Below are 25005 nucleotides of genomic sequence, written 5' to 3' on the forward strand. Positions count from 1 at the left end.
TTCCCGATTTTCATTTATATGGCAGGGGAAGAAGCCACAGCAGGGCCGAGAAATTCATTAGCGGTGAGCTATGGATATCTCGGTCTTTCTTTGTTGATATGGGGATATATCCTGGTGTTCTTTATCAACACTCTTTTTGTTAAAACCTTTAAACAGAAGAATACCATTCATTCTATTCTGAGAAACGGTATTCCCAGAGACGCCAAAGTGATGCGTTACCAGCTTTTAAAATATTTTCCGAAAACCAATATGAATGCTATTCAGATTGTTCTTTCATTTCCTAACTTGAGAAATACGGTGATTGAGCATGAGATGATGTTTCATGATTCCAAACCACAGGAAAAAAGATTTGATGTGGGAAACCAGGTGAAGGTATTGCTGAATCCCAATGTTTCAGAGGAACCTTACTTTATCTTAAACGATCAGAAAGTGGGTTTTAATCCATCGGGGATGGTTTTAAGAATTGTGTTTATTGTACTGTTGGTCGCTTATATCATCGGCCTGTATTCTTATTTTTATATGCGGGAATCCTTTGATTTTGGCTGGAGATTTCTCACTTTTATGCATCCGATTATTTTCAGTGGATTTATGACACTCATTTACGTTTTGGTTTTCCAACTGATTATAGGGAAGTTTTTTAAGAATAAAAATGAAGAACGTATCCTCTTTGCCGGAAGAAATGCAGAAGCCCATATTCTCAGTGTCAGTGAAACAGGGGTTACCATTAACGATCAGCCACAAATCATGTTTCAGGTAAGCTTCAAAGACTTTAGGGGAAATGAACATATCGCTACCTATAAGAAAATTGTAAGTCTCCTTAATCTTTCTTCTGTACCTAAAAAAGGGACTATTGAGATTATGTATGATGAAAATGATCCGAAGAAGATTATGATTCCGAAGATATTTTAAAAGGCAGGAAGCTGGAAGAGGGAGGCTGGAAGTTACTTTCTGTTATACTGACTAACAGTGAACAATATAATTGATTTTACAGTAAAGCAAAAGATGAATGATTGTATTTTATGACTTTCATATCTTCCATCACCCATCTTCCCATCTAACATGTCCAGAAATATTTATTCCAAACTGACGTTATTATCTTTATTCTAAAAGCTAATCCTATGAAAACAACCATCATCGATTTATCCAAACCTATTCAGTACAATGCCGGAGATCCTTGGTTTATGCGGGTAAAAATTAAACATAAGCCTCATAAAAAATCCCATTGGCTGATTCGTCTGGCATTGAATCTTCCGTTTAGACTTTTTCCTAAAAATTGGACAGGATGGGCAGATGATACGATAAAAAATATGGGGCTTCATGCCACCACTCATATTGATGCACCATGGCATTACGGTCCTGTGGTAGAAGGAAAACCTGCTAAAACGATCGATCAGATTCCTTTAGAATGGTGCTATGGAAATGGAATTGTCATTGATTGCAGTCATAAGGAAGATTTTGTAGCGATCACAGTAGAAGATCTGAAAAAAGATCTTGATAAAAACGGAATTACCATTCAGGAAGGGAATATTGTTTTGATCAGGACTGATCGGGACAAGTTGATGGGAACTTCTGATTTTGTAGAAAAAGGAACGGGAATGAGCCGTGAAGCGACAGAATGGCTGATCGATCAGGGCGTAAAAGTAATGGGCATCGATCAGTGGGGTTGGGACCTTCCTTTAAAATTTATGGCTAAAAAAGCTAAAGAATTGAATGATCCTGAATATTTCTGGGAAGGCCATCGGGTAGGAATAGAAAAAGAATATCTGCACATAGAACAGCTTACCAACCTTAAGGCATTGCCGCCATCAGGTTTCAAAGTCTGTGTATTTCCGTTAAAGATTGTAGGCGGTTCTGCAGCTCCGGCAAGAGTAGTAGCCATGATAGATTAATAAAAGTCGATTATGGGCAAAGCTTGGTGATATTTTAGGAAATGTAGTGGATATACATTTGCTTAGAAAGAATCAATGAAATTGATTCCATCCTTTGCTTCCTTAAAAATAAGAGATCATGTGCTAAATACTTTGCGTTACATTAAATTCCACAAATACAAACAATATTATCCATAGGTTCATAAAAATAGAAAGAGCAAATCTGCATTTACAAATTCGCTCTTTCACATAGTATCATTTTTAGCGTTCTTCGTTTATTTGCCCTTTTTATTGAAAAATAAGGCTCGGTTGTATTCAAAATTCATTCTGGCAATATTCAGAACGGAAATTCCCTGCGGGCATTCCACTTCACAGGCTTCCGTATTGGAGCAGTGTCCGAATAGTTCAGCATCCATCTGGCAAACCATATCCAGAACACGTTTGCTTCTTTCCTCTTTACCCTGAGGCAGCAATGCCATATGGGAAATTTTTGCAGAAGTGAATAAGGCTGCACTTCCGTTTTTACAGGTGGCTACACAGGCACCACATCCGATGCACGCAGCAGAATCAAAAGCTTCCTCGGCAATCTGATGAGTCACCGGAATAGCTGTAGCATCGGGAGCCTGACCGGTATTCACAGAGACAAAACCTCCGGAAGAAATAATTCTGTCAAAAGCAGAACGATCTACCTTCAAATCTTTTTTCACAGGGAATGCTTCTGCACGGAAAGGTTCTATCAGAATTGTTTCCCCATCTTTGAAAGAACGAAGATGAAGCTGGCAGGTCGTTGTATTTTTTAAAGGGCCGTGAGCGATACCGTTAATCATCATTCCACATTGGCCGCAGATCCCTTCACGGCAGTCGTGATCGAATTCTACAGGCTCATCTCCTTCAACGATCAGCTTTTCGTTTAAAGTATCCAGCATTTCAAGGAAAGACATGTGAGAATTTAATCCTTTAAGGTCATAGCTGACCAGTTTTCCCTCACTTTTTCTGTCCTTCTGTCTCCATATCTTAAGGTGTAAATCCATAATTTTTGTTTTTTATTTGTAACTTCTTACCGTTGGCTGTATTTCTTCAAAGATTAATGGTTCTTTAATCAGTTCAGGTTCGCCATTTTCACCTGTCCAGGCCCATGCTGAGATAAACTGATATTCTGCATCATTTCTCATGGCTTCTCCATCCTGAGTTTGGTATTCTTCCCTGAAGTGGGCCCCACAGGATTCATTTCGGGTTAAAGCGTCATAGCACATCAGTTCTCCGATTTCAAAATAATCAGCAACACGGCCTGCTTTTTCCAGTTCAGCGTTCATTGTATTACCCTGTCCTGAAACTCTTACATCCTTGTAAAACTCCTGTTTTAGCTTTCTGATCTCCTGAATGGCATATTTCAGTCCTTCTTCATTTCTGGCCAGTCCGCAATAATCGTAAAGAAGCTTGCCTAATGTTTTATGGAAATAGTCAACGGTTTTGGTTCCTTTGATATTCATTAAATCCTGGATCTGTTTTTTAACGGCATTTTCAGCCTGTTCAAACTCAGGAGCATCCGGAGAAATTTTTCCGGTGTGAATTTCATCTGCTAAATAATTGGCGATGGTATATGGTGCAATAAAATAACCGTCAACAGAAGCCTGTAAAAGAGAATTTGCCCCCAATCTGTTGGCGCCATGATCTGCAAAATTAGCTTCTCCTAATGCAAATAACCCAGGAACGGTCGTCATCAGCTCATAATCAACCCAAAGGCCTCCCATGGAGAAGTGAGCGGAAGGAGAAATCATCATCGGTTCCTTATAAGCATCATATCCGGTGATTTTAAGATACATATCGAATAAGTTTCCATATTTTTCTTTGATCTTATCTTTTCCCTGTTCTTTAATCGCTTTAGAGAAATCAAGATACACTGCATTTTTCAATGGTCCGATTCCGAATCCTGCATCAATTCTTTCTTTAGCAGCACGGGATGAAATATCTCTTGGCGCTAAGTTCCCGAATGCCGGATATCTTCTTTCCAGGTAGTAATCTCTTTCATTTTCAGGAATATCATTGGGAGCTCTGCTTTCGTCCTGTTTTGCAGGAACCCAGATCCTTCCGTCATTACGTAATGATTCAGACATCAGTGTTAATTTGGATTGATAATCTCCGGATTGCGGAAGGGAAGTAGGGTGCACCTGAATCCAGCTTGGGGAAGCCATCAATGCTCCTTTTTTATGGGCTCTCCAGATCGCAGAACCATTACATCCCATTGCTAATGTAGACAAGTAATAAATTTTTCCATAGCCCCCGGTTGCCAATATCACAGCATGGGCGGCATGTCTTTCAATCTCTCCGGTATCTAAATTTCTGACGATAATTCCCCTTGCTTTGCCATCAATAGTGACCAGATCAAGCATTTCGTGTCTTGAAAACAGCTGTACAGAGCCTTTTCCAACCTGTCTCATTAAAGCCTGGTAAGCACCCAGAAGCAACTGCTGTCCGGTTTGTCCTCTGGCATAGAAAGTACGGCTCACCTGAACTCCCCCGAAAGATCGGTTATTAAGGTAACCGCCATATTCACGGCCAAAGGGAACGCCTTGTGCTACCGCTTGATCGATAAGGTTTAAAGAACATTCTGCCATTCGGTAGACATTGGCTTCACGGGCTCTGAAATCTCCTCCTTTTAAGGTGTCTACAAACATTCTGTACACACTGTCACCGTCATTTTTATAATTTTTAGCAGCATTTACTCCACCTTGAGCGGCTACAGAGTGGGCTCGTCTCGGACTGTCCTGAAAACAGAATGCTTTCACATTATAACCCATCTCTCCTAAAGAAGCGGCAATAGAACTTCCTGCAAGACCTGTTCCTACAACAATTACATCAAGTTTTTTACGGTTGGCCGGGTTGACAAGCTTGGCTTTCTTTTTATAATATGCCCATTTCTGTTCTAATGGACCTTGTGGTATTTTTGAATCTAAAATCATGATGAGGTCTTTTTAATGGTAAGTAAAGAATACATAAACAGGCATCAGGGCAAAACCTAAGCTGATTATGATAGAGTAGGCCGTTCCGGCGATTTTAACCCATTTTACGAACTTCGGATGGTATAATCCAAGTGTTCTTACAGAGCTGTATAGCCCATGAATAAGGTGATAACATAAGGCAATCATGGAAAGCACATAAATAATTACATACCACCATTCTTTAAATACAGTGACTACCAGAATATATAAATCCTTGTTTCCATTCTCATCCAAAGGTGGATTTCCGAATTTATAAACATACCAGAAGTTCTGAAAATGAATCACTAAAAAGATCAAAATTAATGTTCCAAGGATACCCATATTTCTGGAAGCCCATTTACTGGCTCTTGCACGTCTGTCATTCTGGTAACCGCCACCGGATTTTTTATTTTTCAGGGTAATCACCAATCCATCCACGGCATGAAGAATGATACTGGCATACAAAACGTAAGAAACTATTTTGATAATGATATTTCCTGATAAAAAATGCGAATAGGCATTGAATTGAAGATGAGCCTGCTCCTGGGGGAGAAAAAGCTGAAGATTTCCGAGGAAGTGAATCAACAGGAAGAATCCCAAAAAGAGTCCTGTAAGGCACATTAGCATTTTTCTTGACAATGTTGATAACATAAAGTTGATTTAATAATTAATAATATCCTAACACTTTCATCCATAGACCTCCTACAACCATATAGATGATTAAAAGTACAATTCCGATTTCAAGGCCTCGAAGCCACCAGGCTTTCAGATCTACATATCCGCTTCCGAAGAATACCGGTGCAGGACCATGTCCGTAATGAGTAAGTACCCCATAAATAGACCCCATGAAACCTAGCATCATTGCTAAAAGCATAGGCGGAATTCCTAAAGAAACACCCACTCCCAAGAGAGCTGCATACATAGCTGCTACGTGAGCAGTAGCACTGGCGAAAATATAATGACTGAAGAAATAAACGACAATAATAACCGGGAAGGCTACTTGCCAGCTCAATCCACCAATCTGAATCTTAATAAGGTTACTGAACCAGCCAATGAAACCTAATTCATTTAAAGAACTTGCCATCATCACTAAAACCGCGAACCAAACGATAGTATCCCAAGCACCTTTTTCACCTTTCACATCTTCCCAGGTTAATACTGAGGTTAATAACAATAAAGTTAATCCGATGAAGGCTGTAGTGGTGGCATCAATAGAAAGGGCTCCTCCAAAGATCCAAAGGAATAAAAGAATGAAGAATGCTAAAAGCATTAACCATTCATTTCTGGAAATAGGTCCCATTTCTTTCAATTTCTGAGCAGCCATTTTCGGAGCATCTCCTGTTTTTTTCAATTCAGGCGGGTATAATTTGTATAAAACCAAAGGAACTACAAAGAACGCTACCAAACCAGGTACAAAACCTGCTGCTGCCCATGACATCCATGTGATATCAATTCCTAAATTGGCTGCAAATTTCTGACACATCGGGTTACTCGCTGTTCCGGTTAAGAACATAGAAGAAGCGATGAGGTTCATATAATAACTGTTCAAGGTTAAAAATGATCCCAGTTTTCTATGGGTTTCCGGTTTTTCAGGAACGGAATCAAAGCTTATGGCCATAGATTTCATAATCGGATAGATAATTCCTCCACCTCTTGCAGTGTTACTTGGAATTGCCGGAGCCAGACAAACGTCCGCCAACCCTAATCCGTAAGCCAGTCCCAATGAGCTTTTCCCGAAAACTCTGATGAATAAAAAGGCAATACGGTTCCCAAGTCCGGTTTTAATAAACCCTCTGGCAATGAAGAATGAAATCCCAATCAGCCAGATCACTTTATCTCCAAATCCGGAAAGCGCTTTGGTTATTGATTTTCCGGCATCTCCGGGAGCCACAACTTGTGTAAGCGCTGTAAATCCTATGGCCATCATACACATCGTTCCCATTGGCGCAGCCTTCAGAATAATTCCTAAAATGGTTGCTGCAAAGATGGCAAACAGGTGCCAAGCATTCTCAGCAACCCCTTCGGGTGCAGGAATGAACCAGATGATTAACGCAACGACAAATGTGATCGCAACGTTTTTAATATTAATTTCTTTCATGATATTCTATTTAATCCTTAAAATCTGCTCTGTACCTGCACTATGAACAGGTTGTTATTGTATTGATTTGTATTTTCTATCTGATACTTGTAGCGGTCAAACTGTACACCCAGCTGAATTCTTGCTCCGTAGTTTTTCAGGAATTCAAGCCCTACCATTGGGGTGATGGTCTGCCTTGGATTGGATGCCATTCTGAAGTTGGTATCCAGATATTCATATCGGCAGGATAATTCAAAAGCACTCAGGTTTTTGTGGTTGATCTCGTATCTCAGGTTCGGAAGGAAATAAACCCCGCGAATCAGGTACTGATCCGGATTATCGGGTCTTATTTCAGGAGCGATAGAGTTGTACAGAACGTGGTTGGTAGCCTGTTTGGCTTCCAGCTGCATATCAAGACTCCATTTCGGATCAAACTGAACCAGTGAGCTGAGGTCAATACCCACAGCATATACTTTTTTGCTGAACACTTCACCAATACCACCATTCAGACCCACATTGAAATTATATTTTTTGGAGAGTCCGAAAACTAATCGGGTAGAATACTGTTTTCCGTTGTCATTATCATTGATTTGGTTTTTCCCGTTTCCGTTCACTACAGACACAGCATATTGAAGCGGGATTTCTCCTAATTTTACCTGCCCTGTAGCGGAAAGACCAATCTGGAAGCTTGTCCAGCCCAGTTTCCCGAACTCAGAATACTGATTAGACCAGTCCAGAGATTTGATAATATCGATAGGATAGGTCTCTTCAATACCGAACCATGGTCTGAACTGCCCTACTGTAAATGCCAACTTGGGACTGAAAGTATATTTCAGATAAGCATTTTCAAGCACCCTGCTTTTAGGATCATTTTTAAAATCGGCAAGATTAGCCAACGCCACAACTTCTGTACGTTTACTGATCTGTGCTCTTACCTGAACCCTCATATATTTTAACATGAAATTATTGCTGGTTCCTGATCCGTCAGAATGATGAAGACCATTGACATCAACATCTTTGCTCATTCCTACAAGATAGCGAGCCTGGAAAAGCCCTTTGATCTGTAGCTGAGGATATTTCACATTGTCTTCTTCCTGGGGGTTGGGTGTGGTCTGCAGAGAATCCTGTATCTGTGCATTGGCTGAAAACCAGCTCATGAGGATACACAGGATCAGACTTCTCTTTTTTAATGAAAAAAAGGCCATATCTATTAATTTAATTTTTGCTTTTTTGAATTTTTAAATAAGCATAAAAGTTCCTGTCTCTATCCTTGAAAAATTGAGGTAATGCACAAACGTGCTTATAAATGATAAAAACTTTTAGTGCTTAAATCCTTCCGTTACATTTTCGATGCAGGTTTCTTCAGAGGAAGGAAATGATCTTATATCTCATCGTGAATGTCATCATTCACGATTTACAAACCCTTAAGTGTTTTTTTAAGATTCAATCTTTATTCTAAACCTAAGAATTTAAAAGACGGAGTCTCTTTGAAACTGGTATTTGATTTACCGTTATAGGTCTGGTAGTTGCTAAGGTCCAGTTTCATCACTTTTCCTTTTGCACTCAGATCAAAATCTTTTAGATCTACCCAGAATGTATTGGGGGTAAAAACAGTTTCAAAATAATACACCAGATTCTTCTGATCTGAAACAGAACGCCATCTTGTAGAAGAAATATTAGGTTCGGTAGGTGAAGAAATTCCGTACGGTACAGAACAGTTTCTGATGACACTGAATACGCTGGCTACAGCAGTGCGGGTATCGGCCGTTTTCGGAATGGCATCAATATAGTAAGAGGCTCTCACAAAACGATCGGCAGCACGGTTGGTTCCGGGAAGCATCACTGTTCCTGGTATGCCTTTCCAGTAATTATTAAGAGCAAGCTGCTCATCAAAAATAGGAGAGTTGGTCATCACTGTGTATGATGGGTCATGATGAATCACCAGTTTCCCATTGATATATTCAAAGACGGCATTGTCTCCTGAAGCATCAGAAATGGAAAGATGAATGGTAGTAAATCTTTCAGTTCCCGGAATATAATCACTGACAATCACAAAAGGTTCTTTTCTTGAAAATTCTACGGCTTCTTTTACGGTGGAAAAGTTATCAAGATAATACTGGGCCCATAATGAGATGGTAAGTCCCTTTTTTCCTCCTTTAGGATCGAATTTAGGATATTGAGATTCTCCTAACCATAGCATATTCGCTACCAATCCTTTTTCATTCATTCCGTCAGCAGAAGCAATATCCCAGCTGGAACTGATGATGCTTCCGTATTTAGAGGTCCATTTTACAGATTTAGGACCTGTTTGGCCATTGCGGTCTATTCCTTTTGGAAAAACCCAGAGATTGGCCGGAATCTCATCACGCCAGTCCATAGAGCGGGCTGTAAGAACAGTATTTTGCGGACCTTTGTATACAACGCGGGTACAAGCTTCTGACGGATTCCATAATCCTATTGAAAGGACAAGAGAAAATAAAATTAATGGGAACTTTTTCATAATAGTATTATTTGAATTTAAAATTTGTATTGAAATTATTGTGAATAATTCAATTGTTTTAGGGTTGTATTCATTATTTGGTGATATAAATTTAGTTAAATTTGTTTAAATAACATAATTATTTTGGCTGATAAACTGCATTTCATGTTATGAATCATGGTTTAATGGTTAAAAACACCATTGTTGGAAAAATTTTCGTATATTTTAGAGATATCATATAAAAACAGGTTGAAAATGGATAATTTTTCAATGATAAAAAATGTTGGTTTTCACCGCCTGTTATCTCATAAAAAGAGCCGGAAAATTAAATACCACAGAAAAGAAAACAGTTAAAAAAAAGCGTTATCTTTGGTAGATAGACTGAAAAGAGATATGAATTTTGTAGAATGTCACGAAGAACCTATCCATATTCCAGGCTCTATACAAAGTTTTGGTTATCTGATTGGCATTGATGCAGGATCCCATTCCATTACTTTTTTCAGCAGGAATATATCGGATATATTTAAAATCGAAAACCCGGAAGGAGTATTCGGGAATAAGCTTACGGATTTCCCGGAAAGCTTTCAGAATATTATTGATTCGGATATTTATACTTCCCTGGACCGTTATACCAGACGGGAAAATGAAACGTATTTTGATAAAATCTTTATTGAAGAAAAGGAATACCACTTTTCTGTTTTCAGAAGCGGTGGATCTATTTTCCTGGAATTTGAGGAGGTTTTAATTAATCCTGATAAACGGATTTCCAATAAATACGATAACTTTTATGTCATTGATGATGAACAGGAGCTCTGGAATCATCTCCTGGAAACGCTTTCTAAAGTTGTAAATTATGACCGTACCATGGTTTATAAGTTTATGATGGACGGCTCCGGAAAAGTGATTGCCGAGAAGAAAAATGAGGAAATGGAAAGTTTTCTCGGTCTTCATTATCCTGAATCTGATATTCCGAAGCAGGCAAGAGAACTTTATCTTAAAAAAAGAAAAAGAATCTTCAGTAATGTCTACGAAGAGACAGTTCCTATTATAAGTAAAACCATTAAAGATATTGATCTGAGCCTTGCCGCATCAAGGGCTATGTCTCCCGTTCATGGGCAGTACCTTAAAAACTCAGGAGTTTCTTCCAGCTTCAGTGTTTCCATTATTATTGATAATCATCTCTGGGGTTTAGTGACCTGTCAGAATGTGGAACCTAAGCATATTGATCTGGAAGACAGGGTACAGGCAGGGATCTTTACAGCATTGGCCGCCAATGCCTATTCCTCTTTTAAATCCAAAAATGAACTGAATTACCGCCTTGAACTGAATGAAAGAATTTCTCAGCTTAAAACGAAATTTTTAAAGCATAATAATCTGTTTGATTCTCTGCTGGAAAGTAAAAAAGAGATGATGAGGTTGCCGGAAGCAGACGGTCTTGCCATTGTTTCTGATGAAAATATAATTATTGAAGGAGAAACTCCAACAGCCGATTGCATCAGCAGAATTGTAAACTGGGCACTGGAAAATACCAGTGACAGAATTTATGTGAACAGAAGCTTTCTTAAAAATCACGCTGAGGAACTTGATTTGTCTGAAAATGCGGCCGGAATTATCATTTATTTTATTGAAAGAGATAAAAACGAGATGCTGATCTGGTTCCGTAAAGAATTTGATGAACACATTGACTGGGCCGGAAATCCGGAAAAGAAAATAGGGGTGTTCTCTCAAAACGGAGAAGACAGACAAATGATTTCTCCGAGAACTTCATTCCGCATTTTTACAGAAAATATTAAAGGCCATTCCAAAAGATGGAATTCAAGAAATGTGAGTGCTGTACAGGCTGTGAGAGATCTTATCCTGGAAACATCCCACAAGAATTATAATGCCATCAAAAGGCTTAATGATGAGCTTAAAAAAGTAAATGAGGAACTGGACAGTTTTTCATACACTATTTCTCATGACTTAGGAACTCCTTTAACCGTTATGAAACTGAATGCTCAAATGCTTTTGGGAAATCTTACGGATGGTTCTGAGAAGAGTAAAACTAAGATCAATACCATTATTGAGGAAATCGACAGTATGGCAGAAATGATGCAGGATGTTTTACAGTTAAGTCGTGCCAAGCATAGTGAAATACAGCTTGAAACCCTGAAAACCAGTAATACGATTCAAAAGATTGCAGACAATGCAAAGATCACTTACGGAAGCCCGAAAAGTGAGATTATCATTAAAGAATGTCCGGATGTCCTTGCAGATAAAACCATGCTTCATCAGGTGTTTCTGAATATCATCAATAATGCCGTAAAATATTCGTCTCATAAAGATCAGCCTAAAGTGGAAATTGAGGGAACGGAAGACGGACAAACCATTGTATACAGAATCTCAGACAACGGAATTGGTATTCCTGAAGAAGAAAAGCATAAGATGTTTAAGATCTTCAACCGAATGGATAATGCAAAGAAATTCAAAGGAAACGGAGTGGGATTGTCTATTGTTCACCGAATCATGAAAAGAATAGGTGGAAATATAGATTATGAGAGCAATAAAGAAGGCACTTCATTCATTTTAACGTTCAAAAAACCTTACATTTGAGAAACTTTAAAATGTAATTATGGTATCAGAATATCTTAAACAAAACACCGCAGACTATCACGATGCAGCCGAAAAACTTTTTAATTCTGAAAAGATTTTTAATAAAACCTTCACTGTAGAGGATTATAAGAAAATCATCCATACCAATTATCTGATGCTTCTTCACAGTGAAGATAAAATATTCAGCAGCCTTTCTGATAAGTATGCTGATAAGCTTCAGCTTGCCGAAAGAAAGAAGCTTTCTCTTATCGAAAAGGATCTTAAAAGCCTTTCTCTGGAAAACCAACACGCATCCCACGATCTTGAATTTGATAATGAACACGAGGCTTTGGGAGCCATGTATGTGATTGAAGGTTCTACCCTGGGGGGAAATGTGATTGCCAAACAGCTTTCTAAAACAGAAGGTTTTGATACCGTGACTTTTAATTTCTTCGGATGTTATCAGGAAAATACAGGACCTATGTGGAAGAATTTTAAAGAGGTTCTGGATACTGAAGTGACAGAGGAAAAGTATGATGAAGTGCTTTCCGGAGCGAAAAAGCTGTATACCTTTTTGCTGAATGTCAACTAATTCCTTTTAATACTAATAAAATTTCTGAAAAATTGCTCATTTTTTCAGGATTTATTAAATTTGGGAAGTTTCAAATTTAAATAGTAACTAAACAATAAATAATTAAAAAAGTAACAATATGAAAGTAACTGTAGTAGGTGCAGGCGCTGTAGGAGCAAGCTGTGCAGAATACATCGCAATGAAGAACTTCTGTTCAGAAGTAGTTTTGGTAGATATTAAAGAAGGGTTTGCTGAAGGTAAGGCAATGGATTTGATGCAAACAGCGTCGCTTAACGGATTCGATACAAAAATTACCGGAACAACAGGAGATTATAGCAAAACTGCAGGTTCTCATGTAGCCGTAATCACTTCAGGGATTCCAAGAAAACCTGGAATGACAAGAGAAGAGCTAATTGGTATCAACGCTGGTATCGTGAAAGAAGTTACTGAAAACTTAGTAAAACATTCTCCGGAAGTAATCATTATTGTGGTTTCTAACCCAATGGATACGATGGCTTATTTGGTACACAAGACTTCAGGTCTTCCTAAGCACAAGATCATCGGAATGGGTGGTGCGTTAGACTCTGCAAGATTTAAATACAGATTGGCTGAAGCATTAGAAGCTCCAATTTCTGATGTTGACGGTATGGTAATCGCTGCTCACAGTGATACAGGTATGCTTCCATTATTGAGCAAAGCTACAAGAAATGGAGTTCCTGTAACTGAATTCTTGAATGATGATCAACAAAAATATGTTATTGAAGAAACTAAAGTAGGAGGAGCTACTCTTACTAAATTATTAGGAACTTCTGCTTGGTATGCGCCAGGTGCAGCAGTTTCTGTAATGGTTCAGGCTATTGCTTGTGACCAGAAGAAAATGATTCCTTGTTCATTAATGCTTGAAGGAGAATATGGTCAAAACGATATCTGCCTAGGTGTTCCTGCTATCATCGGAGCAAACGGAGTAGAATCAATTGTAAACGTAACATTGACTGCTGAAGAGCAATTGAAATTCGCTGAAGCTGCTAATGCAGTAAGAGAAGTGAATGGAGATCTTAAATTCTAATTTACTGAATTTTATATAGGAAATCCGCGCCCGAAAGGGCGCGGATTTTTGTTTACCAAAGATTTGATTATATTCTTACGAATTTTTGGCTCTTGCGAGAATCAATAAGTTTCGGCGAGGCCTTTGGCCTCGCCGAAACTTATTGATATCTTTAAAATCTTACCTCTTACAATCAACTGAGAGTTTTTCAATAAAAATCATAATACAAACTCCATTCCCCAGTCTCCTTATTCTTTGCAAACATAAGGCTGCCACTATGAATCACATTCAGGTTAGCCTTATCGTCTGAGGAAATCTGAAAAACAAATTCGAAGCCCTCTCCAAAACCATCCTTAAACCCGATACCAGGCTGGCAAAATGAAGGATAGCCACCCAATTTAGTTCTGTAACTGTGCTTAATGATATCATAATAACTCCTGAAAAGCCCTTCTCTTTCAAGTTTCACAATGTCAGAGATTAAACGGTAGTCTATATCCTCAATTCCGCCACCATCCCATACTGGGGCATCTTTAGGATATAATTCGGAGCGTAGTGGAAATGGTTTTAAATAAGAAACCGGACTTTGTAAATCCTTGATGACTATATTTTCCAAATCATCATATTCCCGGATAACCCAATGATCACCCATTTTTTCAAAGGTTTCCGGAAAATATTGAGAAATAAATACGGTAATTAATTTTTTATTCTTTATCAGTTCCGGAACAAAAGGTTGGTTGGGAAGGTAAAACTGAATAAGCGGGATCATTGGATCTCCATTTTTATCCAGAGGAATCTCTTCATCTTCAGCATAGGCAAATACGCGTCCAATCCACGATTCTTCCAAAACATTCAGAGGTCTGAAGCCACCAGTGAAGAATTCTGTGGCAGGCTTTTCTATTTTATCTTTGATTTCCTGAATCCTGTGATCTGTTTTTATCATAAGGTATTAGCTTTTTTCTTCTTTAAAATCTTCCATCATTAAATTGTAATATCCATTGAATTCTGCTTTTTCTTCATCTGTAAAAGCATCAAGCTTCAAGGTGAGATTTTTGGCTTCTAAAGTGGAAATTTGCTGATTATGCTGGGTAAAAGCAAAACATCCCAGATAGGAAACACCACTGTCCTTTAATGCTCTTATTTTCTTACTTAGCTCTTGTTGGTTGAGAACTCCACAAGTAAGAGCTGCTTCTTTTATTTCAGCAATAGTCATAGTAATTGTTGATATTATTCAAAGATAAAAAATTGAATGAGGATAATGAATTAATGTTGAATGGGTCTCCTTTTAAATTTCAGCTATTTTGTCAAATAATTTAGGATAATTTACCACTAAACCATGCTCGTCCACCACAATATCCGATTTAAAATCAGTTTGCAGATTATCATAATGATAAGTATGAGGAGCAATTCTTGTGTATTGCTGAGTGACCGGTTTTACAAGATTATTCAGAACATCAATATAAATAACTTTAATTTCCTGGGCGTCATTTTCAGCCAGTTTCAGATTGTTAATGGGTAAAGTATTGGTGAAAGGGGTTAAAGATATATCAATGAAGTTAAAGCCTTTAAAATCCGGGTTAATCACATTGTTGATTTTCCATTCATCCTGGTATTTCTTACCCTTGAGTGTGTTTTTAATGGTATTGACCTCAGAATCAATCGTAAATTCCTGAATATTCCAATCAGGATCAATGGTTAATTGATAATCTATAACATATATTTTTTTTTCATAACAGCCAATAATTTTGGAGGTTATCTGTATGTCTTTATCACTTTCTTTAAGGCTAAAATATTCCAGAGATTGAAAAGCAATTCCTTGCCAGATCAATGTTTTCATTTTGTTTTTGGTTTATTGTGATTGTATTTTTAGTAAGAAATTCTGTTTACCGGGAAATTCTCCGTTTTCTGATCCTGCTTAAAGTTTCTCTTGCTACGCCAAGGAATGATGATAACTGGATAAGGGGAATCCGTTGTAACATTTCAGGATATTTTTTTTCAAGATATTCCAGTCTTTCCTGAGCTGAATATAATTTGAAAAGATTGGAAAACTCTTCCTGTTTAGAGGCAAACTGACGAATGCAGTGTCGTCCCAATGATTCTATTTCGATGTGTTGCTGTGCAATAGCAAACAATTTTTCTTTATCAAAAATCACAACGTGTAATTCTTCACAGGCAGCCATATTGAATTCCGAGGGCTTGCCGCTTCCAAAACTGCTGATATTGGTTGCAATTTCATTCTCAAAGAAAAAATTGACATTTTTTGTTATCCCATCTATTTCATAATAAGATCTGCAATATCCTTTATCAATGTAAAATAAAGATTGGCATATTTCACCTTCCTTCAGTATCAGTTCATTCTTTTTGTATCGTTTTTCAGAGAGGGCAGGTTGAAGTACAGACCAGCTTTCATCAGAAAACGGGGTAAGAGACCGGATATAGATGAGAAGGTTTTCCATAGGGAATGTTTATCCTTTTATATTTTTGGGAATTTTTAAAAGAAGTACAACAGCCCATGTCTGGAGAATGAGTTGTAAAACATTTATGGTGGCGAGAATAGGATCAGTTCTTAAATGAGTTATTATTGTAGGCATTCCAAGGAGGCCGATTGCAAAAAGGATGATGAAAAGATATTTGGCCACTACATTTCCTTTTCCAATCATATAGCCGATTCCAAAAACAAAAGCTATGACTGCCACTGAAATGAAGATTGCCAAACCTGAATTTAACTGTTCTGATGTCCATATTAAACCCGCGATTCCTGTAGCTCCGGACAGGTAGATAAAATGGGCTGCTTTTGTATAATGGGGATGTATTATTGTATCGTTAGGTTCAACTTTGGAAACCAGAGAATTAATACGGTCCTGTTCTTCATTTGTAAATGTTCTTCCTCTTGACTGTAAAATTTCAAAAGCATATTGTATGGCCTCAGGAACGAATTTGCTGTCAGGTTTTATATATTGTTCAAGTTCTCGGTCAGACATTTTTTCCAGAACATTTTTCTTTGTGTCCATCTGATATAAGGTTATTTTTTTACGAAAATACTGAATTTTAATTTAAAGACATTGTTAATGCAGTTGCCTTCTTTTTCGTAATTTTATTACTCTGAATAACTGTAAAAATCAATTGATTGCTCTATTATGATAAAACTAATGTTTGCTTTATTCCTTATTCCTGCTGTATTTTCTGCCCAGCAAACGGTTCGTCAGGATCCTGAAATCATTAATTATGTTTCACAGATAAGCACGGATTCTCTGAAAAGCCATATCAATTCTCTTGTGAGCTTTGGGACGAGACATACCATGAGTTCTACCACAGATCCTAAAAGGGGAATAGGAGCGGCCAGAAAATGGGTGTTAAAAAAGTTCAGTGATTATGCAAAAAATGCAGGCGGAAGAATGGAAGTTTTTCTGCAGAATCAAATCATTCAGCCGGATGGCAAAAGAATTGATCGTCCTACCGATTTAGGAAATGCCATTGCGATTATCCATGGAACAAATCCTAATGATAAAAGAATATTTATGATGAGCGGGCATCTGGATTCGAGAGTGAGTGATGTGATGAACAGTAAAGATAATGCACCGGGCGCGAATGATGATGGGAGCGGTGTAGCGGCATTGATTGAAACTGCAAGAATATTAAGCAAATCTAAATTTCCTGCAACTATTGTATTGGTAGCTTTTTCCGGAGAAGAACAAGGGTTGTTGGGATCGAAGATGCTTGCTGAGAAAGTCGTCAATGAAGGCTGGCAACTGGAAGCCTTGCTGAATAATGATATGATCTCCAATAATCTCAGCAGTGATACTCATTTGATTAATATCCATCAGTTGAGAGTCTTTTCCGAAGGGCTTCCTCAATATGAGTTGGATAAAAAAGCTCAAGACATAAGAAAATTTGGGTTGGAAAATGATGGAGAACCAAGGCAGCTGGCAAGATACATCAAAGAAATAGGAGAGCGGTATGTTGATCATCTACAGGTCAAATTAATCTACAGGAACGACCGTTTTTTGAGAGGTGGAGATCATACTCCGTTTGTAGAAAAAGGTTTTTCTGCAGTACGGCTGACGGAATTTAATGAAAACTTCAACCATCAGCATCAGGATATCAGAAAAGAGAATGGAGTACAATACGGAGACTTACCGGAATTTATGGATTTCGACTATTTTAAAAAGAATGTAGGCGTAAATATTGCAGTCTTGGCCAATCTGGCAAAGTCACCTTCAAAACCTGAAAATGTAAAAATAGAAGTCACTAAGCTTACCAATTTTACAGATCTTTCCTGGGAAAAACCGAAATCGGGAGACATAACAGGATATTATGTGTTAATGCGTGAAACAGATGCCTCTGTATGGCAGAAAAAAATCTTTACTAAAGAAACCTCAATTAAGCTGCCTTATTCTAAAGACAACTATTTCTTTGCCATACAAGCTGTAAACGCTTCCGGGAATGAAAGCCTGATCGTTTTACCCAAAATAAAATAAATATAATCATCAATAGAAGCGGGCTGTTGCCCGCTTTCATGATCAATAAACCATCCATTCTAAAATATTCACCGGTTTATTCTACATCCAGTGTCATAAAAAGAGCAATTTCTTCGGAATTATCATACAGTCTTGTATTCACACCGGTAATATTGAATCCCATTCTTCTATAAAATTGTATCGCGGGGTAATTCGTGTTTTGAGTTTCAAGCTCAATGACCCGACAGTTCAATTTTCTGGCTTCTTTGATAGCGTTTTTTATCAGCATGATTCCTAGTCCCTGCCTTCTGTATTTTTCATTCACAAGAATATTTTCGATATAGAAACTGTTGTTCCAGGTTCTGTGTTCACAGATCATCCAGCCCTGAAGTTCACCATCAGCAAAAGCTCCGAAAGAAGTGCCTTTTTTAATGATGGTATTAAGTTCATCAATATCATCGGAACCTGTTTCCCAAACTTTAGTGTAGGACAGCTTTTTCTCTCTTAGGGTAAATTCAAATGAACCTGCGAATTCTATTGAAGAAACAGAGTAGATAATATCTGTAGAATATCCATTATTTCCCCAGTTCAGACTAGGGTTGGAAGTTAGTTGTTGTAGCTTTTTTATTTCCACGGAAGATATTATTGAATTTCAGTACAGATTTCTATGAGATAATTATTAGGATCTTTAATATAGGCTGTTTTTTGTCCCCAGGGTTTTACAGCAATATCTTCATACAGAACGGCTCCGTTTTTTATTGCTTTTTCCACCAAAACTTCTACGTCATCTGTCACAAATCCAAGCTCAATACCGAAAGGTTTTTCTTCAGCTTTTGAAAGAAGAAAGCCTTTTTTAATATTGGAACCAGCTAATTCAACAGAAGCGAAAGAAAGAGTAGTTTCTCCTGTGAGAAGTTCTCCATAATCTTTTTCAGGAGTGATGAATTTGATGTCTGCATCGAAAGTGTTTTGGTAAAAATTCATTGCAGATTCTACATCTTTTACATATAAAATGACATATTTAAACTTAATCATACTATTTAGATCTAGGGTGTTTTTTAATTTAAAATATATTCCTCATCTACGATCAATTCAACATGAGGACCATTTTGGGGGTAATATTTTAATCCCTCAAGGTGACCAAAATGGACCTGATATTTTTGAGTAAGTTGCCTTACTTTAGCTCCGAATGAGTTCAGATTGACTGTTTGGATGCTATGGGTCTTTTGACGACCATTGGTAAAGAAAAGCATCAGATTACAATGGCTGTTGAAATCATGATTTATATAATAAAATACATTGATATTTTCTTCCCGGCAGATCGATTTTAAATCATTAACAAAGAATTTTTTATCTGTCAAAGGCAAGTTACAGTCAATTCTTATGGAAAGATTTTCAGCATTATCCTTTTTGAGTTCTGAACCTACAATCTGTATAAAACGATGTTCATTATTTCCAAAATTATCTCTTTCTATATGATAGGTTTTAGTAGAAAGTGATTTAAATGGAATGCTGGAGTCTAATAATAAGGCATTTTCACGAACCAGCAATTCTTCTATTTCAAGGGCAAACTGAAAATCAAAATCAAAAAGCTGATGGCTTCCAATACTGATGATGAGTTGGTTTTTATTGATATTAAGATGTAAAAAAGCTTTTTTAAACCGAGTTTTCAGCTCTTCCAATTTTATAATAAAATCCTCTATATTGTCAACCTGAATTCTTACGATCAGTTCAGCGGCATTATCAGCATGACCTCCATATCCTTCAAAAAATTTAAAAAACTTGAAATGATATAAATTTTCAGGAAATTTAAAGTACCAGTAGACTCCTAAAATCATGATGAATTGTGTTGAGAATTGAATAAAAATCAAATTTAAATAAAAATTCACGTTCTAAAACATTCAAAACCCCTAAATTTGTGATCAATAAAATTTTACTTGGATGCTTAGGAACATTTCAATTGCGGCAGCTACTTTCTTGTCCGTAGTTACAATCAATGCGCAGAAGAACAAAAATTCTCAATTAGAAAGACCTAAATTGGTCGTAGGTTTGGTAGTAGACCAGATGCGTTGGGATTATTTATACCGTTTTTACAACAAATATGGAAATGACGGTTTCAAAAGACTTTTGAATACAGGATATTCTTTAAATAATGTACACATTCCTTATGTTCCTACGATTACCGCTTTGGGACATACTTGTATCTACACAGGGTCTGTACCTGCGATTCACGGAATTGCCGGAAATGACTGGACGGATAAAGAAACAGGTAAAGGAGTATATTGTACTGCGGATGACAGCGTTCAGCCAGTTGGAACAACCAATACCAAAACAGGAAGCCACTCTCCGAAAAACCTTTGGTCTACAACAGTAACCGATGAATTGAGACTTGCAACGAATTTCCAAGGGAAAGTAATCGGGGTTTCTTTAAAAGACAGAGCTTCTATTCTTCCTGCAGGGCACACACCGAACGGAGCTTTCTGGTTTGATGACAGTACCGGGAACTTCATCACAAGTACATGGTATATGAATGACCTTCCTCAGTGGGTAAAATCATTCAATTCTCAGAATTTACCGGAGAAATTGGTAGCTAACGGTTGGAATACTTTGCTTCCGATCAATCAGTATACAGAAAGTGCACCAGACAACTCTCCTTGGGAAGGATTATTGGGAAGTGCAAAAACACCTACATTCCCTTACAATGATCTTGCAAAAGATTATCAGACTAAAAAAGATAACATCCGTTATACACCTTTCGGAAATACATTGACGCTAAAACTAGCTGAAGCTTCTGTGGAAGGAGAAAAATTGGGTGGTGATACTATTACAGACTTTTTAGCCATCAATCTTGCTTCTACGGATTATGCAGGACATAAATTCGGTCCGAATTCTATTGAGGTGGAAGATGTTTACATCAGATTAGATCAGGATTTAGCGCAATTCTTCAATTATCTGGATTCTAAAGTTGGAAAAGGGCAATATACTGTTTTCCTTTCTGCTGACCACGGTGGAGCGCATTCTGTAGGATTCCTGAAAGAGCATAAGATTCCGACAGGTTTCTTTGGAGAAGATGCTGAAAAGAACCTTAACCAAAAGCTGAAAGATAAATTTGGAGCTGATAAATTAATCAATGCTATTGATAACTATCAGATCTATTTTGACAGAAAAGTATTGGCAGACAGCAAACTTGAATTGGATGATGTAAGAAACTACGCAGTGAAAGAGTTGGAAAAAGATCCTACTGTTTTATATGCGGTTTCTGTAGATAGAGTTGCTGAGTCAAGTATTCCTGAACCAATTAAACAAAGAATTATTAACGGAATCAATAGACAGAGAAGTGGTGATATTCAATTAATCTCTCACGATTCTATGCTTCCGCCATACTCTAAAACAGGAACTACGCACAGTGTATGGAATTCTTACGACTCACACATTCCATTGATCTTTATGGGTTGGGGCGTTCAGCAGGGAGAAAGCAATAAGCCTTATCACATGACAGATATTGCGCCTACTGTTTCTTCATTACTGAAAATCCAGTTCCCTAGTGGAAGTGTTGGAAATCCGATTACTGAAGTTATGGGTAAATAAGCTAAAACAACATAAAGTAAAAAACATTCCAACTCGGAATGTTTTTTTATTTTACACCTACTATGAAGTACATATTGTATATGTTACTGATTATCATTCAATAGTTTCAGGCTATATCATTCATTTTTTGCCTAATACATTTAAAAAGCTATCTTTGCAAAAATTTTGGTTTCCAGTATATTGGAATGAAAAGGGAATTGGGTGAAACTCCCAAACTGTCCCCGCAACTGTAAATCGCAATAAAAATTTCTGTACACAGCCACTGTATATCACGGGAAGGCACAGAAAGCGAAAGTCAGGAGACCTGCCAGAATCATAATCAAAAAACATATTGCTTTCGGAGGAAAAGTAGAATGATATGAATATAAAAAGATCTCTAGTACTGTTTTTGTCATCTTATGGCTGCTTTCTTTTCGGACAAGAGAAAGCGGTTGATACTATCTATATTTTCGACAGCCAGATGAACAAGGTGAAACAGTTTCATCCTGTACAAACCATTCATACTGAAGATGCTGAAAAGAATTCGAACAACCTTTCAGAACTTCTAAGATTTCAATCTTCAATTTATATTAAAGAAAACGGACGTGGTGCGGTTTCTTCCCCTTCTTTTAGAGGAACTACGGCTCAGCAGACAGCCTTTGTATGGAATGGGATTAATATCAATTCTAACTTTTTAGGTCAAGGTGACGTCAATAATATTGCTTTATTTGGATATGACCAGATTGGAATAAAAGCAGGTGGAGGAAGCGTTACTTATGGTTCCGGAGCTATTGGAGGAAGTATTCACATGGACAATAGCCTTAGTTTCAATAAAGGCTTTCATGGAACTTTGTTCTCTGAGGCAGGATCTTTTAATACCTATAATAATTTTGTTAAAGGCTCTTACAGTAACGATAAATTCAGTTTTAAGGTTTCAGGAAATTATTCTGTCAGTGAGAATGAGTATGAAGTAAATAAAAATCCTAAGAATTATATCAACCGCAACGGAGAATATTATAATACGAATTTTAATGTTGCGGCGGCGTACAAATTAGCTCCAAATCATCAGGTTTCATGGATTTCTGAATGGTTTAACGGGCAACAGCATTTTCCGATTCTTTTTGAAAGTGAAACAAAAACAAAATACCAGACTCAAAATGTAAGAAGTCTGATTTCCTGGGATTGGAATACAACAAAGTTTAATAATTCCTTTAAAGCAGCCTATACAGAAGAAAATTTTGAATATTTTAATGATATAGACAGACCTAAATTTAGTGGCGGGACTGGAAAAAATTATATTCTGAAAAATGATTTCAATTATTTTTTGAATTCAAAATGGAATTTTAATATCATTGGAGAATATCAACATAACAAAGGTGAAGGCTATGGATCAGGAATAGATAAAGTACACCGGAATATGGGTTCTGTAGTCGGATTAGTAAGGTATTTTCCAACATCAGATTTACGTCTTGAAGCCGGAATAAGACAGGATTATGTTGGAGTAACCAAATCTCCTCTTTTATTTTCTTTTTCAGGAAAATGGAATGCTTTACACTGGTATAATCTGGGATTAAGTATTTCAAGGAATTTCAGAGCTCCTTCCTTCAATGATCTGTATTGGAGACCAGGCGGAAATGAAAATTTAAAACCGGAAACATCTTATCAGTTTGAAGTGAGAAACCAATTTAAAACTGGTGATTTTAAACTCTCTTTGGTTCCATACTATATGGATATCAGAGATATGATAAGATGGCTTCAAACTCCTTTCGGATACCCCAGCCCTGTAAATACGGATCATGTGAGATCCTACGGAGTAGAAACTCAGGCAGAATTTACTAAACGTTTTGGAAAACATTTTCTGAATGTAGGTTTAGGATATACCTATACCAATTCTCAGGATCTTGAAAAGAAGAAGCAACTGATGTATGTACCATTCCATAAGTTTAACGGAAATATCGGTTACCAGTATGAATTTATAAAGGTTTATGCTCAGGGGCTTTTTACAGGACTTACCTATACAGATTCCAACGAAAAGGAAAGTGAGGCTCTGAAAGAATATTTTGTGATGAATGCTGGAGTTGGAGCTACATTCTTAAAGAATTATACACTGGGCTTTAAAATCAATAATATTTTCAATCAGACCTATTATACCATGTTTGCTTATCCGTTACCCGGAAGAAATTACAGTGTGAATTTAAATATCAACTTTTAAAAATAAAATTTAATATATATGAATATCAAAAGAATTTTACCCCTTGCATTTGCTTCTATAATGCTTTTCAATGTTTCTTGTAGCAGTGATAATGATACTGAAACAATTGAAAAACAAGTGAATTATGAAAACGGAATTATTATTTCTAATGAAGGTGGGTTTACAAAACCTACTTCCGATGTTACTTTTATCAGCAATAATTTGGGTACGGTCTATACAAATATCTATTCCAGTAATAACGGAGGTGAAGTTTTCGGGAAGGTACTCCAGAGTGTAGGGTTCAGTGGAGATAAAGCATATCTTGTTGCCAATATTCCTAATAAAATTGATATTGTAAATAGATACACATTCAAAAAGCAGACTACAGTAACAGAGAAGCTTGATGGGCCAAGATATATTGCTTTCTCTGGGAATAAGTATTTTGTAACAAATAATAATTTTGCAGGAGGAACTAAACTTAATGCTTATAATATTTCAGATAACGTATTTGTTGCCAGTGTAGGATTTCCCCGTTATGCCGAAAAAGTAGTGGAAGCAGAGGGTAATATTATTGTACAGACAGATGGTATTGGATATGATACTAATCCACCTTATAACTCATTTGCAACAGGTTATACAATTTCTGTTGTAAACCCTTCTACGATGGTGAATCCTAAGACAATTACATTACCTGCAAAAGGAATTATAAAAGATCTTATTGCTTATAATGGAATTGCTTATGTATTAGTTTCTGATACAACAGATTCATATATTTATAAAATCAATTCAGTAGCGGGAACCTATACTACAACTACGCTTACAGGTATTGCTGATGTTCAGAAGTTGAGAGCTGACAAGAATAATTTTTATTTTATCACAGGGTCTAATAATATCTATAATATGACTATAGGTTCTTCTTTTGTTTCTAATGTTCCTATTGTTAAGGCATCTGGTAATGTGTATGGTTTCGATGTAATTGATGGTAGAATTTTTGCATCAGACGCAAGTTTTACTGAAGATAGTAAGGTGAATGTTTACAATGCATTGGATGGAACTCTATTGAAGACTTTTACAGCAGGTGTTGGAACAAACGGGTTCTACAAAAACTAAAAATTACGCTTCGGCGTATATAAAATAATTTTTTATTTTTTCATCATTTGTGTTTTTTTCCGGGCGGGTTCTTAGAATCCGTCCGGCTTTGTTA

General features: G+C 37.1%; 23 protein-coding genes and 1 riboswitch. Of the genes, 9 read left to right on the top strand and 14 right to left on the bottom strand.

The window, feature by feature from the left end; genetic code table 11:
• Window positions 1-909, top strand: a 909-nt coding sequence (locus BBH99_RS22505) for a hypothetical protein (RefSeq protein WP_083188847.1), incomplete at its 5' end; no start/stop codon positions are given.
• Between the two features lie 209 nt (window positions 910-1118).
• Window positions 1119-1889 (top strand): cyclase family protein, encoded by a 771-nt coding sequence (locus tag BBH99_RS15030; protein WP_066697425.1) that lies wholly within the window; start codon window positions 1119-1121, stop codon window positions 1887-1889.
• Between the two features lie 254 nt (window positions 1890-2143).
• On the opposite strand, the gene BBH99_RS15035 is transcribed toward BBH99_RS15030, so the two are convergent.
• The 6 genes from BBH99_RS15035 to BBH99_RS15060 form a co-directional block, all read right to left on the bottom strand.
• A complete protein-coding gene (locus BBH99_RS15035; protein ID WP_066697428.1) occupies window positions 2144-2899 on the bottom strand; it encodes a succinate dehydrogenase/fumarate reductase iron-sulfur subunit in 756 nt (251 codons plus the stop codon).
• 12 nt (window positions 2900-2911) lie between these two features.
• Window positions 2912-4828 carry a fumarate reductase/succinate dehydrogenase flavoprotein subunit gene (locus BBH99_RS15040; RefSeq protein WP_066697431.1) on the bottom strand — a complete coding sequence of 639 codons (1917 nt, stop codon included), beginning with the start codon at window positions 4826-4828 and terminating at the stop codon, window positions 2912-2914.
• A gap of 12 nt (window positions 4829-4840) precedes the next feature.
• Entirely contained in the window at window positions 4841-5497 is a 657-nt protein-coding gene (locus BBH99_RS15045; protein ID WP_066697435.1) for a succinate dehydrogenase cytochrome b subunit, read from the bottom strand.
• Between the two features lie 16 nt (window positions 5498-5513).
• Window positions 5514-6944, bottom strand: coding sequence for an anion permease (locus BBH99_RS15050; protein WP_066697442.1), 1431 nt, complete (start codon window positions 6942-6944; stop codon window positions 5514-5516).
• A 17-nt stretch (window positions 6945-6961) separates the two neighbouring features.
• Window positions 6962-8128 carry a porin gene (locus BBH99_RS15055; protein ID WP_066697445.1) on the bottom strand — a complete coding sequence of 389 codons (1167 nt, stop codon included), beginning with the start codon at window positions 8126-8128 and terminating at the stop codon, window positions 6962-6964.
• Between the two features lie 245 nt (window positions 8129-8373).
• Window positions 8374-9423, bottom strand: coding sequence for a linear amide C-N hydrolase (locus BBH99_RS15060; RefSeq protein WP_066697447.1), 1050 nt, complete (start codon window positions 9421-9423; stop codon window positions 8374-8376).
• 348 nt (window positions 9424-9771) lie between these two features.
• Between BBH99_RS15060 and BBH99_RS15065 the strand changes: the two genes are divergently transcribed.
• From BBH99_RS15065 to BBH99_RS15075, 3 genes are all read left to right on the top strand, one after another.
• The gene (locus tag BBH99_RS15065; RefSeq protein WP_228390820.1) at window positions 9772-11994 is read left to right on the top strand and encodes an ATP-binding protein; all 2223 of its coding nucleotides are present in this window, start codon (window positions 9772-9774) and stop codon (window positions 11992-11994) included.
• A gap of 19 nt (window positions 11995-12013) precedes the next feature.
• Window positions 12014-12565 carry a biliverdin-producing heme oxygenase gene (locus tag BBH99_RS15070; protein ID WP_066697461.1) on the top strand — a complete coding sequence of 184 codons (552 nt, stop codon included), beginning with the start codon at window positions 12014-12016 and terminating at the stop codon, window positions 12563-12565.
• 118 nt (window positions 12566-12683) lie between these two features.
• Window positions 12684-13610 carry a malate dehydrogenase gene (locus BBH99_RS15075; RefSeq protein WP_066697467.1) on the top strand — a complete coding sequence of 309 codons (927 nt, stop codon included), beginning with the start codon at window positions 12684-12686 and terminating at the stop codon, window positions 13608-13610.
• Between the two features lie 187 nt (window positions 13611-13797).
• Here BBH99_RS15075 and BBH99_RS15080 read toward each other — a convergent pair whose 3' ends face one another.
• The 5 genes from BBH99_RS15080 to BBH99_RS15100 form a co-directional block, all read right to left on the bottom strand.
• Window positions 13798-14529 carry a YwqG family protein gene (locus BBH99_RS15080; protein WP_185111093.1) on the bottom strand — a complete coding sequence of 244 codons (732 nt, stop codon included), beginning with the start codon at window positions 14527-14529 and terminating at the stop codon, window positions 13798-13800.
• Window positions 14530-14535: 6 nt separating this feature from the next.
• Complete coding sequence (locus BBH99_RS15085) at window positions 14536-14799, bottom strand: hypothetical protein (RefSeq protein ID WP_066697470.1); 264 nt, start codon at window positions 14797-14799, stop codon at window positions 14536-14538.
• 72 nt (window positions 14800-14871) lie between these two features.
• Window positions 14872-15423, bottom strand: coding sequence for a putative glycolipid-binding domain-containing protein (locus tag BBH99_RS15090; protein WP_066697472.1), 552 nt, complete (start codon window positions 15421-15423; stop codon window positions 14872-14874).
• Between the two features lie 46 nt (window positions 15424-15469).
• On the bottom strand, window positions 15470-16042 hold the full coding sequence (locus tag BBH99_RS15095) for a Crp/Fnr family transcriptional regulator (RefSeq protein WP_066697476.1): 573 nt from the start codon (window positions 16040-16042) through the stop codon (window positions 15470-15472).
• 9 nt (window positions 16043-16051) lie between these two features.
• A complete protein-coding gene (locus BBH99_RS15100; protein ID WP_066697478.1) occupies window positions 16052-16597 on the bottom strand; it encodes a hypothetical protein in 546 nt (181 codons plus the stop codon).
• Window positions 16598-16723: 126 nt separating this feature from the next.
• Between BBH99_RS15100 and BBH99_RS15105 the strand changes: the two genes are divergently transcribed.
• Window positions 16724-18064: a M28 family metallopeptidase gene (locus BBH99_RS15105; protein WP_066697480.1), complete on the top strand. Its 1341-nt coding sequence runs from the start codon at window positions 16724-16726 to the stop codon at window positions 18062-18064.
• 76 nt (window positions 18065-18140) lie between these two features.
• On the opposite strand, the gene BBH99_RS15110 is transcribed toward BBH99_RS15105, so the two are convergent.
• From BBH99_RS15110 to BBH99_RS15120, 3 genes are read right to left on the bottom strand one after another with little or no spacing between them, the layout of a single operon-like run.
• Window positions 18141-18677 carry a GNAT family N-acetyltransferase gene (locus BBH99_RS15110; protein WP_066697486.1) on the bottom strand — a complete coding sequence of 179 codons (537 nt, stop codon included), beginning with the start codon at window positions 18675-18677 and terminating at the stop codon, window positions 18141-18143.
• Between the two features lie 8 nt (window positions 18678-18685).
• Window positions 18686-19078 (bottom strand): VOC family protein, encoded by a 393-nt coding sequence (locus tag BBH99_RS15115; protein WP_066697487.1) that lies wholly within the window; start codon window positions 19076-19078, stop codon window positions 18686-18688.
• 23 nt (window positions 19079-19101) lie between these two features.
• Window positions 19102-19881 (bottom strand): hypothetical protein, encoded by a 780-nt coding sequence (locus BBH99_RS15120; protein ID WP_066697490.1) that lies wholly within the window; start codon window positions 19879-19881, stop codon window positions 19102-19104.
• 103 nt (window positions 19882-19984) lie between these two features.
• Here BBH99_RS15120 and pafA point away from each other — a divergent pair, with 103 nt between their 5' ends.
• From pafA to BBH99_RS15135, 3 genes are all read left to right on the top strand, one after another.
• Window positions 19985-21631: an alkaline phosphatase PafA gene (gene pafA, locus BBH99_RS15125; RefSeq protein WP_066697493.1), complete on the top strand. Its 1647-nt coding sequence runs from the start codon at window positions 19985-19987 to the stop codon at window positions 21629-21631.
• Window positions 21632-21780: 149 nt separating this feature from the next.
• Window positions 21781-21957: riboswitch (cobalamin riboswitch) on the top strand.
• Between the two features lie 32 nt (window positions 21958-21989).
• Window positions 21990-23822: a TonB-dependent receptor plug domain-containing protein gene (locus BBH99_RS15130; RefSeq protein WP_066697496.1), complete on the top strand. Its 1833-nt coding sequence runs from the start codon at window positions 21990-21992 to the stop codon at window positions 23820-23822.
• An 18-nt stretch (window positions 23823-23840) separates the two neighbouring features.
• Window positions 23841-24911 carry a hypothetical protein gene (locus BBH99_RS15135; RefSeq protein ID WP_066697502.1) on the top strand — a complete coding sequence of 357 codons (1071 nt, stop codon included), beginning with the start codon at window positions 23841-23843 and terminating at the stop codon, window positions 24909-24911.
• Window positions 24912-25005: the final 94 nt, after the last annotated feature.

Source organism: Chryseobacterium contaminans (assembly GCF_001684955.1).
Lineage (GTDB): Bacteria > Bacteroidota > Bacteroidia > Flavobacteriales > Weeksellaceae > Chryseobacterium > Chryseobacterium contaminans.